Source organism: Mesonia hippocampi, assembly GCF_014197445.1.
Lineage (GTDB): Bacteria > Bacteroidota > Bacteroidia > Flavobacteriales > Flavobacteriaceae > Mesonia > Mesonia hippocampi.
Genome location: NZ_JACIFO010000009.1, coordinates 36,855 through 52,897, shown reverse-complemented (window position 1 = coordinate 52,897; position 16,043 = coordinate 36,855). Strand labels below are relative to the sequence as shown.

General features: G+C 37.4%; 11 protein-coding genes. 10 read left to right on the top strand and 1 reads right to left on the bottom strand.

Translation table 11 applies throughout. The annotated features are described in order from the left end of the window. Nucleotides 1-25: 25 nt before the first annotated feature. The gene (locus GGR32_RS10130; protein ID WP_183478091.1) at nucleotides 26-1,183 is read left to right on the top strand and encodes a 3-hydroxyacyl-CoA dehydrogenase NAD-binding domain-containing protein; all 1,158 of its coding nucleotides are present in this window, start codon (nucleotides 26-28) and stop codon (nucleotides 1,181-1,183) included. A 6-nt stretch (nucleotides 1,184-1,189) separates the two neighbouring features. Continuing rightward, a complete protein-coding gene (locus GGR32_RS10125) occupies nucleotides 1,190-1,621 on the top strand; it encodes a hotdog fold thioesterase (RefSeq protein WP_246415194.1) in 432 nt (143 codons plus the stop codon). An 11-nt stretch (nucleotides 1,622-1,632) separates the two neighbouring features. On the opposite strand, the gene GGR32_RS10120 is transcribed toward GGR32_RS10125, so the two are convergent. Then, a complete protein-coding gene (locus tag GGR32_RS10120) occupies nucleotides 1,633-5,067 on the bottom strand; it encodes a T9SS type B sorting domain-containing protein (RefSeq protein ID WP_221403720.1) in 3,435 nt (1,144 codons plus the stop codon). A 112-nt stretch (nucleotides 5,068-5,179) separates the two neighbouring features. On the opposite strand from GGR32_RS10120, the gene pcaF reads away from it, so the two are divergent. From pcaF to GGR32_RS10080, 8 genes are all read left to right on the top strand, one after another. After that, nucleotides 5,180-6,382 carry a 3-oxoadipyl-CoA thiolase gene (pcaF, locus tag GGR32_RS10115; protein WP_183478089.1) on the top strand — a complete coding sequence of 401 codons (1,203 nt, stop codon included), beginning with the start codon at nucleotides 5,180-5,182 and terminating at the stop codon, nucleotides 6,380-6,382. Between the two features lie 53 nt (nucleotides 6,383-6,435). Then, the gene (gene paaZ, locus GGR32_RS10110; RefSeq protein WP_183478088.1) at nucleotides 6,436-8,946 is read left to right on the top strand and encodes a phenylacetic acid degradation bifunctional protein PaaZ; all 2,511 of its coding nucleotides are present in this window, start codon (nucleotides 6,436-6,438) and stop codon (nucleotides 8,944-8,946) included. Nucleotides 8,947-8,949: 3 nt separating this feature from the next. Then, complete coding sequence (locus GGR32_RS10105; RefSeq protein WP_183478087.1) at nucleotides 8,950-9,708, top strand: enoyl-CoA hydratase/isomerase family protein; 759 nt, start codon at nucleotides 8,950-8,952, stop codon at nucleotides 9,706-9,708. 50 nt (nucleotides 9,709-9,758) lie between these two features. After that, nucleotides 9,759-10,355 carry an acyltransferase gene (locus GGR32_RS10100; protein WP_183478086.1) on the top strand — a complete coding sequence of 199 codons (597 nt, stop codon included), beginning with the start codon at nucleotides 9,759-9,761 and terminating at the stop codon, nucleotides 10,353-10,355. 128 nt (nucleotides 10,356-10,483) lie between these two features. Next, nucleotides 10,484-11,821: a phenylacetate--CoA ligase family protein gene (locus GGR32_RS10095; protein WP_183478085.1), complete on the top strand. Its 1,338-nt coding sequence runs from the start codon at nucleotides 10,484-10,486 to the stop codon at nucleotides 11,819-11,821. Between the two features lie 68 nt (nucleotides 11,822-11,889). Continuing rightward, nucleotides 11,890-12,474, top strand: a complete 585-nt coding sequence (locus tag GGR32_RS10090; protein WP_183478084.1) for a TetR/AcrR family transcriptional regulator — start codon at nucleotides 11,890-11,892, stop codon at nucleotides 12,472-12,474. A 124-nt stretch (nucleotides 12,475-12,598) separates the two neighbouring features. Further along, complete coding sequence (locus GGR32_RS10085) at nucleotides 12,599-13,906, top strand: dihydrolipoamide acetyltransferase family protein (RefSeq protein ID WP_183478083.1); 1,308 nt, start codon at nucleotides 12,599-12,601, stop codon at nucleotides 13,904-13,906. 30 nt (nucleotides 13,907-13,936) lie between these two features. Next, nucleotides 13,937-16,039 carry an alpha-ketoacid dehydrogenase subunit alpha/beta gene (locus GGR32_RS10080; protein WP_183478082.1) on the top strand — a complete coding sequence of 701 codons (2,103 nt, stop codon included), beginning with the start codon at nucleotides 13,937-13,939 and terminating at the stop codon, nucleotides 16,037-16,039. Nucleotides 16,040-16,043: the final 4 nt, after the last annotated feature.

Below are 16,043 nucleotides of genomic sequence, written 5' to 3'. Positions count from 1 at the left end.
TTTCTTAAAAGATAAAAATAAAACCATGAAAGTAGGAATAATAGGAAGCGGAACAATGGGAAGCGGAATTGCTCAAATAGCAGCCACTGCAGGTTGTAATGTACTTGTGTATGATACGAACACCACTGCATTAGAAAATAGTAAAACGAAACTCGATAAAATACTAACTAGGCTTGTAGAGAAAGGACGAATAGATGTTGCAGAAAAAAACCGTATACAAGCAAACATAGCATATGTAAACCAACTGGAAGCCTTGGCTTCGGTAGAATTAACCATAGAAGCCATTGTTGAAGATCTAACGATAAAGCAAAAAGTATTTCAAGAGTTAGAAAGCTATCAAACCGAAGATGCTATTATTGCGTCAAACACTTCTTCACTTTCAATTGCCTCTATTGCTTCGGCTTTAAAAAAACCATCACGCGTAATCGGGATACACTTTTTTAATCCAGCGCCATTAATGGCATTAGTAGAGATTATTCCTGCAGTACAAACTTCAGAAGAAGTTAAACAAAAGGTAGTAAACATAATAGCCGATTGGAAAAAAGTAGGCGTCTTGGTAAAAGATACACCAGGTTTTATTGTAAACCGTGTTGCTCGTCCGTTTTATGGAGAGTCTTTGCGAATATATGAAGAAGGTAAAGCCGATTTCATTACGATAGATACAGCCTTAAAAGAGATAGGAGGTTTTAGAATGGGACCTTTTGAATTGATGGACTTTATCGGGAATGATGTAAATTATACCGTAACAGAAACCGTTTTCAAATCTTTCTATTACGACCCGCGTTATAAACCTTCGTTTACACAAAAACGACTTTCAGAAGCAGGTTATTTAGGAAGAAAATCGGGAAGAGGTTTTTATGATTATTCTACAGAAATAAAACCTACACCAGCTAATGATGAAGCCTTGAAAAAAGCAATTTTCGAACGCGTAATTGTGATGCTTATTAATGAAGCAGCAGATGCCTTATTCTTAAACATAGCAAGTGCAAAAGCGATAGATTTAGCCATGACTAAAGGCGTAAACTATCCTAAAGGTTTATTGCAATGGGCAAATGAATTAGGAATAGATTGGTGTGTAGAAAAATTAGACGCTTTGTATAATGAATACCATGAAGATAGGTACCGTTGTAGTCCGTTACTTCGAAAAATGAAAAAGGAAGCTAAACAGTTTATAATTGAATAAAAAAATATGAGCGAAGATAAAAACAAAACCGCCAAAGCAATCTATCAGAAAATGATGGAAAAAGACTATTGTACACAATGGTTAGATACTTCTCTTTTAGAAATAAAAGAAGGCTATTGTAAATTGTCTATGCGGGTAAGAAAAGAAATGCTAAACGGGCATGGTATTTTACACGGTGGAATTGCTTTTACCTTTGCCGATAGTGCATTTGCATTTGCATCAAATTCTTATGGTCGTGTTTCCGTTTCTATAAACGGAAACATGATTTATTCTAAAGCAGCTCACGAAGGCGAACTGCTGTATGCTGAGGCTAAAGCCTTAAATGTTACTTATAAAACCGCCGATTTTGATGTAGAAATCTCTAATGAACAGGGAGAGGTTTATTATTATTTTCGCGGTACGGTTTACCGAAGTAGTAAACAAGTACTAGAAGAATAAACATTAATGACTTAACGTAATAAACTGATATTTTTAGTAATTACTTCTCCAGATTTTAATACAAGCTTTAGCCAGTAATCGTTTGCTGGCATTTTTTTTCCGTTATAATTTCCATCCCAAATTAGGTTGTACGAAGTTTTTCCGCTATAGAGAATTTTTCCGAACCTGTCAAAAATTATAAATTCTTTTACAATATTCTCTTCATCAATTATTTTGAATAAATCGTTTATACCGTCATTATTAGGGGTGAAAAAATTGGGAATAATTAGTGTGTTTTTATCTATTGGCGGTATAATAATGGTTTCGGTGGTAAAGCTTTCTTCGGTACACGCACTAGCATCTCCTGCAGAATTGTAAGGAATAATGTTTACAAAAATCGTTGTGTTCTGCGGAAAACTATTAGCAGGGGTATAAGAAGTTGTGTTACCAACATCTAGGTTGTTTAGAATATCGTTAGCTCCAGCGGAAGTTCCTAGAGAAATAGAATACCCATCGGCATCAGCAACTGCATTCCAAGTAATACTGGTGTTGACAGCGACATTAGTGTCGGTATTCAACGGACTAGTAATATTGGTGCAATTAGGCGGTGTGATAATGGTTTCGGTGGTAAAACTTTCTTCGGTACACGCACTAGCATTTCCTGCAGAATTGTAAGGAATAATGTTTACAAAGATTGTTGTGTTCTGTGGAAAACTATTAGCAGGGGTATAAGAAGTTGTGTTACCAACATCTAGGTTGTTTAGAATATCGTTAGCTCCAGCGGAAGTTCCTAGAGAAATAGAATACCCATCGGCATCAGCAACTGCATTCCAAGTAATGCTGGTATTGACAGCGACATTAGTGTCGGCATTCAACGGACTAGTAATATTGGTGCAATTAGGCGGTATAATAATAGTTTCAGTGGTAAAACTTTCTTCGGTACAGGCATTCGCATTTCCTGCAGAGTTGTAAGGAATAATACTTACAAAGATTGTTGTGTTCTGCGGAAAACTATTAGCAGGGGTATAAGAAGTTGTGTTACCAACATCTAGGTTGTTTAGAATATCGTTAGCTCCAGCGGAAGTTCCTAGAGAAATAGAATACCCATCGGCATCAGCAACTGCATTCCAAGTAATGCTGGTGTTGATAGCAACATTGGTATCGGCATTTAATGGACTAGTAATAGTGGTGCAATTAGGCGGTGTGATAATGGTTTCGGTGGTAAAACTTTCTTCGGTACACGCACTAGCATCTCCTGCAGAATTGTAAGGAATAATACTTACAAAGATTGTTGTGTTCTGCGGAAAACTATTAGCAGGGGTATAAGAAGTTGTGTTACCAACATCTAGGTTGTTTAGAATATCGTTAGCTCCAGCGGAAGTTCCTAGAGAAATAGAATACCCATCGGCATCAGCAACTGCGTTCCAAGTAATGCTGGTATTGACAGCGACATTAGTGTCGGTATTCAACGGACTAGCAATAGTGGTGCAATTAGGCGGTGTAATAATGGTTTCGGTGGTAAAGCTTTCTTCGGTACATGCACTAGCATTTCCTGCAGAATTGTAAGGAATAATACTTACAAAGATTGTTGTGTTCTGCGGAAAACTATTAGCAGGCGTATAAGAAGTTGTGTTACCAACATCTAGGTTGTTTAGAATATCGTTAGCTCCAGCGGAAGTTCCTAGAGAAATAGAATACCCATCGGCATCAGCAACTGCGTTCCAAGTAATGCTGGTGTTGACAGCGACATTGGTATCGGCATTTAATGGACTAGTAATAGTGGTGCAATTAGGCGGTGTGATAATGGTTTCGGTGGTAAAACTTTCTTCGGTACACGCACTAGCATCTCCTGCAGAATTGTAAGGAATAATACTTACAAAGATCGTTGTGTTCTGCGGAAAACTATTAGCAGGCGTATAAGAAGTTGTGTTACCAACATCTAGGTTGTTTAGAATATCGTTAGCACTTGCCGAAGTTCCTAGAGAAATAGAATACCCATCGGCATCAGCAACTGCATTCCAAGTAATGCTGGTGTTGATAGCGACATTGGTGTCGGTATTCAACGGACTAGCAATATTGGTGCAGGTAATGGGCGTGTTGTATTCATAAGCACCAAGATCAACTATGGTGTTGAATACGCGGGTATCCCCACTTAAATCAGTAGCGTTGTTAATAGCAATAGTAGAAACGTTATTGTACAAAGCATTGCTGCCAGTATCTATTGCAGGGCTGCTACTTTGAAGTTCGTAATTGCTGTTTGTAGGGTCAATGAACAAAGGGTTAACACCAATTGAATTATTTGTTCCGTTGGGGTTTCCTTCTAGGATATTGTTTTGAAAATCTTTAACGCTATTGTCAGTTGTATTCGTTGGTGCGATATCTGAATAAGGGAAAGAACTGTAGGCTTGGTTGTTGTAGAAAATGGAGTTGTATATGGTAGTTGAGCATGCTGTATTCGCATTGTGCGCTAAGGCTGTATTGCTGTTGTTTGTAAAAGTAGCATTCGTGATATGAATTTCTTTTCCATTAAATATTGCACCTCCATAATTATTTTGGCTAGAATTTCCATCAAACAAATTATTAACTACATAAAGAACATTTCCGTTGTCTATTGCACCGCCTCTCCCCATTGAGGTATTGTTGGTGAATTCTGTATTTAAAATGCTAAGTGTTGATCTTGAGTGGATAGCTCCGCCATAACTGTTGCTTTCGTTGTCTTCAAAAATACAATTTTCTATAAGAACATCTTGCGTCCAAGTATATAGAGCTCCACCATTAGTAGAAGAAGAGTTGTTGATAAATGTGGTGTTTTTAAAGGTTACATTATCGTCCCAATTATGAATGGCACCACCACCATTTCCCGAGGCGTTAGTGTTACTGTTGTTTTCAAAAATACAATTATCAACAGTATGATTATTGCCATGCCACATAAAAATGGCGCCACCACCTCTTTCTGCTTGAGAGGTGTTGTTTGTAAATTTACAATTAATCACTAAAGTGTTGTCTCCAGCTAATCGTAAAGCCCCACCGCCATCGTTAGTAGTACTAATGCTTCCTGTAACAAAACCATTTGTAAAAGTAATACCATCCAATATGCAATCGTCGGCGTTTATACGCATTATTTTTGTTGAATTTTGTCCGTCAAAAGTAGTAAGGTTGTTTTGCCAATTACGCTGGTTAAGGGAGGTTTCTGTTCCAACAAAACCTCCGTATAGGCTAAGGTTATCACTTCCTACTATTAAAGTTGAATTAATTAGGTAGCTGCCTTCTTTTAGCCAGATATCGGTATTGTTGTTTGCACTAGCTAGTGCGCTGGTAATATCTGTAGCTTGTGCCCAAGACGTACCATTTCCTGTTCCAGTAGGGCTAACATAAACAATGCTTTGTGCATTGGCGTAAAATATTGAAAAACAAATTACAATAAGAAAGATGCTTAGTTTGTGCATGCAGTATGTTTTATTTTTCAAAAATACATTTTTTATTTTTTTATTGATACTAAGAAGGTTAAGATTAAAGCCTTAAATACTTAGGCAATTCGTATGATTTTCTTTATTTTTAAGCCTTAAATATAAAATTTTTATGCACGCATATATTATAGACGGAATAAGAACTCCTATAGGGAAATATAAAGGAACATTAGCTCCCGTACGTACAGACGATTTAGGAGCACTAGTAATTAAGGAAATAGTAAAAAGGAATCCTAATATTCCTAAAGAAGCATACGATGATGTTATTTTAGGTTGTGCAAACCAAGCAGGCGAAGATAACAGAAACGTAGCGCGAATGTCATCATTATTAGCAGGTTTACCTTATACCGTACCAGGAGAAACGGTTAATAGATTATGTAGTAGTGGCTTGTCTGCCATTATTCATGCCAATAGAGCTATCAAAGCAGGTGATGGGGATTTATTTATAAGTGGTGGAGTAGAACACATGACGCGCGGACCTTACGCCATATCTAAAGTATCTTCGGCATACGGAACCGATGCTAAAATGTATGATACAAGCTTTGGATGGCGTTTTATCAACCCAAAAATGAAAGAAATGTATGGTGTTGATGGGATGGGAATGACTGCAGAGAATCTAGTCGAAAAATATAACATCTCTCGAGAAGATCAAGATGCTTTCGCTTATTGGAGTCAGCAAAAAGCTACTGAAGCACAAAAAAACGGACGTTTAGCTAAGGAAATTTTAGCGGTAGAAATTCCACAACGAAAAAAAGACCCTATAATTTTTAGTCAAGACGAATTTGTAAAACCTACAACAACGCCAGAAATCTTGGCAAAATTACGTCCAGCATTTAGGCAAGAAGGAAGCGTAACAGCAGGGAACTCTTCGGGGCTTAATGACGGAGCGGCCGCAACGATTATTGCTTCAGAAAAAGCAGTAAAAGAATACCAGCTAAAACCAATGGCGAAAATTGTGAGTTCTGCCGTAGTAGGGGTAGAGCCTAGAATAATGGGAATTGGCCCAGTAGAAGCCTCAAATAAAGCCTTAAAAAAAGCAGGCTTAACAATGGATGATATGGATATTATCGAACTTAATGAAGCCTTTGCTGCACAAGCATTAGCCTGTGTAAGAGCTTGGGGATTAAAAGATAATGACCCAAGATTAAACCCTAATGGAGGAGCTATTGCTATTGGGCATCCGCTAGGGGTAACAGGAGCACGTATTGCATATTCTGCAGCCTTAGAATTACAATTAACCCAAAAAAAATACGCCCTAGTAACAATGTGTATTGGAGTTGGGCAAGGCTATGCAGCAGTAATTGAGCGTGTTTAATTTTAACAATAAAAATCTTCAGCCTTTTGTATAAAAGGTTTTAAAAAATAATTATGCAGAAATTAGAAAGTTATATTCACGGACAATGGGTAGTAGGTTCTGGAGAGGGAGTGCCTATGATAGATGCGGTTACAGGAGAAACTATTGCCTTGAGTGATACTACAGGTTTAGATTTTGATCAAGCCTTAAAATACGGTAGAAAAAAAGGAGAAGCTTTACGTAAAATGACGTTCCAAGAACGTGGTAATATGCTTAAAAAGCTAGCCCTTTATTTAACCAAAAGAAAAAAACAATTTTACGAAATTAGTTATAGAACGGGAGCTACTAAAGTAGACAGTTGGATAGATATCGAAGGAGGTTTTGGGAATTTATTTGCCAATGCATCACTTCGTAAATTGTTCCCAAATCAACCTTTTGACATCGAAGGGAGTCCAATAGATTTATCTCGAGGAGGAAAATTTATGGCACACCATATTCTTGTGCCAAAAGAAGGGGTGGCTATCCATATCAATGCGTTTAATTTCCCTGTATGGGGAATGTTAGAAAAATGTGCCGTAAACTGGATGGCAGGAATGCCAGCGGTGGTTAAGCCTGCTACAAATACGGCCTTTTTAACCGAAGCAGTAGTGCGTGAAATTATAAATTCTGGAATTTTACCAGAAGGAGCATTGCAGCTTATATCGGGTTCTGCACGTTCAATTTTAGATACGGTAGAGTCGCAAGATGTAGTAACTTTTACCGGTTCTGCCGATACAGGTAGAATGCTAAAATCTCATAAACGATTAATAGAAGAATCTGTTCCTTTTAATATGGAAGCAGATTCATTAAATGCCTCTATTTTAGGAGAAGATGCACTTCCAGGTACGCCAGAATTCAACTTGTTTATCAAAGAAGTACGTAACGAGATGACCGTGAAATGCGGGCAGAAATGTACGGCAATTAGACGTATTATTGTTCCTGAAAACTTGGTAGAAGACGTGCAACTTGCTTTAGGAAAAGCGTTGGATAAAGTAAGTATTGGAGACCCTCGATTAAAAGAAGTGCGTATGGGCGCTTTGGTGAGTAAAGATCAGGTGAAGGAAGTACAAGGACGAGTACAAGAATTAACAAAAACCGCTAACTTGGTTTATGGTAATTTAGAAGAAACAAAAACCATTGGTGCCGATGCTAAAAAAGGAGCATTTATGTCGCCAATTGTTCTTCGGGAAGACTCTCCTTTTGATAATCCCTCGGTACATGAAACCGAAGCTTTTGGGCCAGTAAGTACCATTATGCCTTATAAGGATTTAGATGAAGCAATACAATTATCTAAAATGGGGAAAGGTTCTTTGGTAAGTTCGATAACCACAAATAACGATGTTATTGCTCGCGATTATACCATAAAAGCGGCAACTCATCACGGTAGGATTTTAGTGCTTAACCGCGAGAGTGCAAAACAAAGCACAGGACATGGTTCGCCTTTACCAATGTTGGTTCATGGAGGGCCAGGTAGAGCCGGAGGTGGAGAAGAAATGGGCGGTAAACGAGGCGTAAAACACTATATGCAGCGTTGTGCTATTCAAGGCTCGCCAACTACACTTACCGAAATCACAGGAATATATCAACCTAAAGCAGCTTATAAAGAAGCAGAAAAACATCCGTTTGCTTACCATTGGGAAGATATTCAACCGGGAATGTCGTTAAAAACACACAACCGAACCATTACCGATACCGATATTGTAAACTTCGGAAACCTTACTTGGGATCATTTTTATGCGCATACCGATATTACTTCGTTAGACGGTAGTATTTTTGAGCAACGTACAGCTCATGGGTATTTTATTATTTCTGCAGCAGCAGGATTATTTGTTTATCCAAATAAAGGACCTGTAGCGGCCAATTATGGTTTAGAAGAAATTCGTTTTTTACGTCCGTTATATCATAATACCACTATAAATGTACGCTTAACCTGTAAAGAAAAAGTAGATCGAGATCAAAAAGGGAAAGAGTTACCTAGCGGAATAGTGAAGTGGTACGTGGAGGTTTTTGATGTAAATGCGATAGAAGAAGAGGATAAATTGGTAGCCATTGCAACCATTTTAACCATGGTGCAAAAAAAGCAAACTACATTTAAAGAAATAACCGATAAGGTATTTCATGAGGCGTTAACCAAATTAACACCAGAAGCAAAAGCAACTTGGGGAGTAATGACGCCGCAGCACATGTTAGAGCATTTAGAAGAAAGTTACCGTATTGCTGCTGCAGAAACTCAAGATTTTGAAATAGCAACCCCAGCGGAACATATAGAAAAAGTACAAGAAACTTTATGGACGTATCAGCCAATGCCTAAAAACTACAATTTTCCATTTTATGAGGAAGGAAAGTTATTCGATTTAAAACACAGTAGTTTAGAAGAAGCTAAAGAAAAATTAAAAGAGGCAAGAGTGTCATATCAGAAATATTTCCAACTTAACCCTAAAGCCGTAACAAAAAATGTGGTTTTTGGAGAACTAACGTATTTTGAATGGGAATTACTTCATAGAAAACACATCAATCATCATTTCGAACAATTTAATCTTATCTAATTTATGTCTCAAGAAGCATACGTAAAAAAACATATAGAAAATAAAGTAGCTACAATAGAGTTTTTCCATCCAGCACACAACTCATTGCCCAGAGAGATTTTAGCAAAATTAGCCACAACCATTACCGAAGTAGGTAAAGATGATAAGGTACTGGTTATTGTATTGAAATCTGGAGGTGATCGCACATTTTGTGCAGGCGCAAGCTTTACAGAACTTATAGCGATTAACGATGAGCAGACAGGAGAGAAATTTTTTAGTGGTTTTGCAAACGTCATTAATGCCATGCGTAAATGTCCTAAATTTATAATAGGACGTGTACAAGGTAAAACCGTAGGAGGTGGTGTTGGTCTTGCTGCTGCTATGGATTATTGTATGGCTACAAAATTTGCTGCTATAAAATTAAGTGAACTTAATGTTGGGATTGGTCCTTTTGTAGTTGGACCAGCAGTAGAGCGTAAGCTTGGCGTTAGCGGAATGTCTCAAATAGCCATAGATGCAAACACATTTTATTCGCCAGAATGGGCGAAACAAAAAGGCTTATATGCAAATGTTTACGATTCTACAGAAGAACTAGATCAAGCAATAGCTGAATTTGCTCAGAATTTATGCCAATATAACCCAGAGGCAGTAAAGGAAATGAAGCAAATGTTTTGGCGCGGAACAGAAAATTGGGACGAGCTACTCATCGAGCGAGCAAAAATTAGCGGGCGCTTAGTATTGAGTGATTTTACAAAACAGAAATTAGCAAAATATAACCAGTAAAAATTTAATTAAGGAGGATGTAATTTTACATCCTCCTTATTCTTTTAACGATGATATATAAATTTAAAGGCTTTACACCTGTAGTTCACGAAAGTAGTTTTGTGCACCCTTTAGCAGCGGTTACGGGGAATGTAATAATAGGAAAAGATTGTTATATAGGTCCGGGAGCGGCTATTAGAGGAGATTGGGGAGAAATTATTTTGGAAGATGGTGTAAATGTACAAGAGAACTGTACCGTACACATGTTTCCTGGAAAAACAATTACACTTAAAAAAGGAGCTCATGTGGGGCATGGAGCGGTAATTCATGGGGCTAATTTAGGAGAAAACTGTTTGATAGGGATGAATAGCGTTATTATGGACGATGCCGAAATCGGTGAGGAATCTATTATAGGAGCCATGGCTTTTGTAAAAGCAGAAACAAAAATTCCAGCACGTAGTTTGGTTGTGGGAAATCCTGCAAAAATTATTAAACAAGTTTCAGACGAAATGATCGCTTGGAAAACTGCAGGAACAAAACTTTATCAACGTTTACCATCAGATTGCCACGAAAGCTTGGAGGCAGTAGAGCCTTTAAGAGAAATTCCGAAAAATAGACCTGCACAGGAAAATTTCTATAAAACCTTAAATGAGTTTAAAAAAGATTAGTTTATAAGCTTATACATATAATAATTTTAGAACCTTAATGTGATAAAAATCATATTATTTGCGAAGTGACTTTGTGTATTTGGTAAAATCATTATATATTTACTAACGAATGTTAGTTAGTAATAGATATGTATAATAAAAAAATAGAAACTTTACCAATAGACGAATTGCGTAAACTCCAAAGTGAACGATTAATAAAACAAGTAAATACGCTTTATAAAAAAGTGCCTTTTTACCAAAAGGCTTTTCAAAAACATAACATAGAGCCCGCCGATATACGTTCTATTGAAGATATCCATAAATTACCTTTTACGTATAAAACCGATTTAAGAGACCAATATCCATTTGGTTTTTTAACTTTACCAGAATCCGATTTAGCCCGTATTCATTGTTCTAGTGGAACAACAGGAAAACCGACCGTAGTGGCCTATACAAAAAACGATTTAGATATTTTTTCTGAAGTAATTGCTCGCTCACTTACCGCAGCAGGTGCAAAACCAGGTATGAAATTACATAACGCGTATGGTTATGGGCTTTTTACAGGCGGGATAGGAATGCATTATGGTGCAGAAAAAATGGGGATGAGTGTTATTCCTATTTCAGGAGGAATGACGGATAGGCAAATTCGATTGTTAGTCGATTTTCAATCAGAAGTAATTTGTTGTACACCTTCCTATGCGCAAACCATTGCCTTCGAGCTTAAAAAGCAAGGCATTCCGTTAAGTAAATTAAACTTAAAGTACGCTGTTTTGGGTGCAGAACCTTGGACGGATGCCATCCGAGCAGAAATAGAGGAAGGTCTAGGGGTAAAAGCAACCAATATTTATGGGTTAAGTGAAATTATAGGACCAGGAGTCTCGCAAGAATCGGTTAATGAACAAGGGAAAGGAAGCTATATTTGGGAGGATCATTTTTACCCAGAAATTGTAGATAAACATACCGGGAAACCACTCCCTCATGGAGAAGAAGGGGTGTTGGTATTTACCACACTTACCAAAGAGGCTATGCCGTTATTGCGTTATTACACCAACGATATTTGCAGTTTGTATTATGACGATAGTGGGGAACGAACTCATGTGAAAATGGGACAAATAAAAGGCCGTGCCGATGATATGTTAATTATTAGAGGAGTAAATCTTTTTCATACACAAGTAGAGGAGGTTTTTAAGGCTTTTGAGGAGTTATCGGTTAATTATCAGCTAGAAGTAACACGCAAAGGAGTAATGGATAATGTAGAGGTTAAGGTAGAAACAAGTGAAGATTTTCAAAAAGCAACCTTGTTGGGAGAACATTATACAAAAGAAGACTGTACAACCAACGAAAATTTAGCCAGATTAACCAAACAATTAGAGCGGAAAATAAAAAACAATATAGGATTATCTATAAAGGTTAGTCTGTATCCATATGGGGCAATACCAAAGAGTAATGGAGGTAAATTAAGCAGGGTTTTAGATTTGAGAAATTGAAATAAAAATAGCAATAAATAAAAATTAACGTTTAGCTTTTTAGCTAAACGTTAATTTAAAAATAATATATGGGAAAACGGCAGGAAATCTTAATTATTGCTGCGGGCTTATTCTATCAAAAAGGATATGCAGCAACCTCGATGAAAGATATCGCTAAAGCAGCGGGAATGGAGGCAGCAAGTCTGTATAATCATATTCAATCAAAACAAGAAATTTTACAGGTGTTGCTGTTAGATATTACCTGTAAATTCTCAGAAGGATTAACACGGGTAAAAGAGAAATATCCAGCTAAAAATCAGTTGATCGAAGCTATAAAAATGCATGCGGAGGTTGCCTTTAATAATAAAAATGTAACGGCGCTTATTTTACAAGATTACAAACATTTGCAACCCGAGGTTGAAAAAGAGTTTTTAGCCAGCAGGAAATCTTATCAAGAGGCATTCAAACAGCTTATTTCAGAAGCGGTAAATATGGGCGTTATAAAAGCCGTTAATCCAGATTTAATATTAAATAATATCCTTTCGGTATTGCGTTGGATTTATAACCCAGAATTATATGAAAATAAACTTGACATTAGTTTAGAGAAATTTCAATCAGAACTTTTAGATTTTATTTTTACGGGAATAGCTCCTTCATCAAAATTACCCAGCTAAAAGCTTAGATAAATACCTGCTTTTACGCACAAAAATGCTACATTTGTGAAGATTGTAAAAGAAAAATGAATACCCGCTAGAATAAAGGCGTATTTATAACCATTTTCATAAATTTAGTTCATTAATGTCTATAATAGAAGTTACCTTGCCTAAAATGGGCGAAAGTATTTCCGAGGCTACCGTTATCAATTGGATGGTAAAAGAAGGAGATTTTGTAGAACAAGACCAAACCCTTCTAGAAGTTGCTACCGATAAAGTAGACTCTGAAGTTCCTGCACCAAGTACAGGTGTTATTACCGAGATTTTAGTTCAAGCCAATGAAGTAGTTCAAGTAGGAAGCCTTATTGCAAAAATAGAAGCCTCTCAAGCAGAAGTTGGAGCGGCTAAGCCCCCAAAAAAGGCAAAGCCTAAAACTCCCAACGAAACCCCAAAACCCAAACTGCCAAAGCAACCTAAAAAGCTTAAAACAGCTTCTTCAGATGCGGCAACTTATACCGTTCCCAAAAATACCAATGCATTTTATTCTCCTTTAGTAGAAAAAATAGCAAAAGAATACCATATTAGCTATGAGGAATTAAGAAGAATTCCTGTATCAGGAAGCAATGGGAGACTTCGTAAAAGCGATATTTTTAATTATATAGAAGCAGGACGTCCTGCACAATTTGCACAAAGCATCGAGCAAGATGCTAATCATTTCCAAGTGCCTGATTTAAAATTTGATAAAGGTAAAGGGAGTATTGTAGCAATGGATAGAATGCGGCAGCTTATTGCCGACCACATGGTGTTTTCTAAACATACTTCGCCACACGTTACAGCCTATGTAGAAGCCGATTTAACAGAAATGGTAATCTGGCGAAATGCAAACAAAGAAGCTTTCTTTAAAAAGCATAATCAAAAACTTACGTTTACCCCATTGTTTATCGAGGCGGTAACAAAAGCAATTAAAGATTTCCCAATGATAAATAGTTCATTAGACGGGAAAAATATTATTGTAAAAGACGATATCAATATAGGAATGGCAACAGCATTACCTTCGGGGAATTTAATTGTTCCGGTTGTTAAAAATGCCGATACAAAAAACCTAGCACAACTTGCCGAGAATGTAAACGAGCTAGCCCTTAAAGCTAGAGATAATAAACTAAAACACGAAGATACCAGCGGAAGCACGTTTACCATTTCTAATGTAGGTACATTTGGGAGCCTAATGGGAACGCCAATAATCAACCAACCAGAAGTGGCTATTCTAGCTACCGGAATCATAAAAAAACGAGCGGAGGTAATAGAATATCCCGAGGGCGATAAAATAGAAATCAGACAAATGATGTACCTCTCTTTATCTTTCGACCATCGTGTAGTAGATGGATTTTTAGCAGGAAGTTTTTTAAGAAGAATAGCCGATAACCTCGAAAATTTTGAAAAACCAACTTTTTAAAGTTGTCGAAATGAAAATTTAAAACCGATTATGATCTCAAAAGAAATATATAAAAAAGCTTTTTCAAACCTTTGTACAGCAAAATCTCTAGCCGAATTGTATGAAGAAAACTTTAAAGTAACTTCAAAATATGTGCACGCTACCTCTCGTGGGCACGAAGTAATACAAACCGCAGTAGGAATGCAGCTATTGCCTCAAGATTATGTTTTTCCGTATTATAGAGACGATTCTATTTTATTAGGATTGGGCATGACACCAAAAGATGTAATGCTGCAACTTTTGGCAAAAAAAGACGATCCTTTTTCTGGCGGAAGAACCTATTATGCACACCCAAGTTTAAACGACCCTGATAAACCCAAAATTCCACACCAAAGTTCAGCAACAGGAATGCAAGCAATTCCTGCAACAGGCGTAGCATTAGGAATGAAGTACAGAGAAACAGGCGATTTATTTCCTAAAGAAGATCAATATAAATTTCTATTAAATTATGATACGCCTAACCTAGCAGATAAAACCCAAATGCCTGTTTGTGTTTGCTCTTTAGGTGATGCTTGCGTAACCGAAGGGGAAGTTGCAGAAGCTTTCCAAATGGCAGCCTTAAAACAATTGCCCATTTTGTATGTGGTGCAAGATAACGGTTGGGATATTTCAGCAAGCGAAGCCGAAACAAGAGCGCAAAACGCCTACGAATATATCCAAGGTTTTAAAGGCGTAGAAGCCTTTACGATAGACGGTACAGATTTTAATAAAACCTATACCACTGTACAAAAAGCTTTGAAAATTATCCGAGAAGAACGTCGTCCAGTTTTAATTCATGCAAAAGTTCCGTTGTTAAATCATCACACCTCTGGCGTACGTATGGAATGGTATCGAGACGATTTAGACGAAGCAAAATTGCGCGACCCGTATCCGAAAATGAAAGCTTTGCTTTTAGAAAATAATTTTACAGCAGATGAGGTCGAGGCCATCGAAGCGCTTGCACGTGTAAAAGTAAAAGAAGATTACCAAGAAGCCTTAACGGCAGAAGACCCTAAACCAGCCGATTTATTTACACACGATTTTGCACCAACACCCATCACCGAGGAAAAAGGAGAGCGCTCTCCAGCAGGTGCCGATAAAGTGGTTATGGTAGATTGTGCTCTTTTTGCCATCGAGGAATTGATGAAAAAACATAAAGAATGTTTGTTGTACGGGCAAGATGTAGGCGGAAGATTAGGCGGTGTTTTTAGAGAAGCAGCAACCTTAGCTCAAAAATTTGGCGATAACAGAGTATTTAATACCGCAATTCAAGAAGCCTTTATTATAGGTTCTACGGTTGGAGTTTCTGCCGTAGGGCTAAAACCTATTGTAGAAGTTCAGTTTGCCGATTACATTTGGCCAGGATTAAACCAATTGTTTACCGAAGTAAGTAGAAGTTGCTACTTATCTAACGGAAAATGGCCGGTTTCTATGGTGTTACGAGTGCCTATTGGGGCTTATGGTAGTGGCGGTCCGTACCATTCATCTTCGGTAGAAAGTGTGGTGTCGAACATTCGTGGGATAAAAATAGCTTACCCAAGTAATGGAGCCGATTTAAAAGGATTGATGAAAGCGGCGTATTACGACCCTAATCCGTGTGTTATTTTTGAACATAAAGGCTTGTATTGGAGTAAAGTTCCAGGTACAAAAGCTGCTACATCGGTAGAGCCAAGTGAAGATTATGTATTGCCTTTTGGGAAAGCAAACCTTATACAAGAAATCTGGAAACAAGAAGAGGCAGAAACCATGAGTATTATAACTTACGGAATGGGCGTGCACTGGGCATTAAATGCAACAGAAGAACTAGGTTTACAAGGACAAGTAGAAATAGTTGATTTAAGAACGCTTTATCCGTTAGATGAAGAAAGCATTATGAAATCTGTAAAAAAGACAGGAAAATGCCTTGTTGTTACCGAAGAGCCTTCTGATAATACTTTTGCAAGAGCTTTAAGCGGTAAGATTCAAGAAGTTTGTTTTACCGATTTAGATGCTCCTGTAATGACCATTGGTTCTGAAAATATGCCTGCAATTCCGCTAAATGCTACGCTAGAGGAAACCATGATACCTTCTACTGCAAAGGTAAAAGCAAAAATAGAAAAACTGTTAGCTTATTAACCAA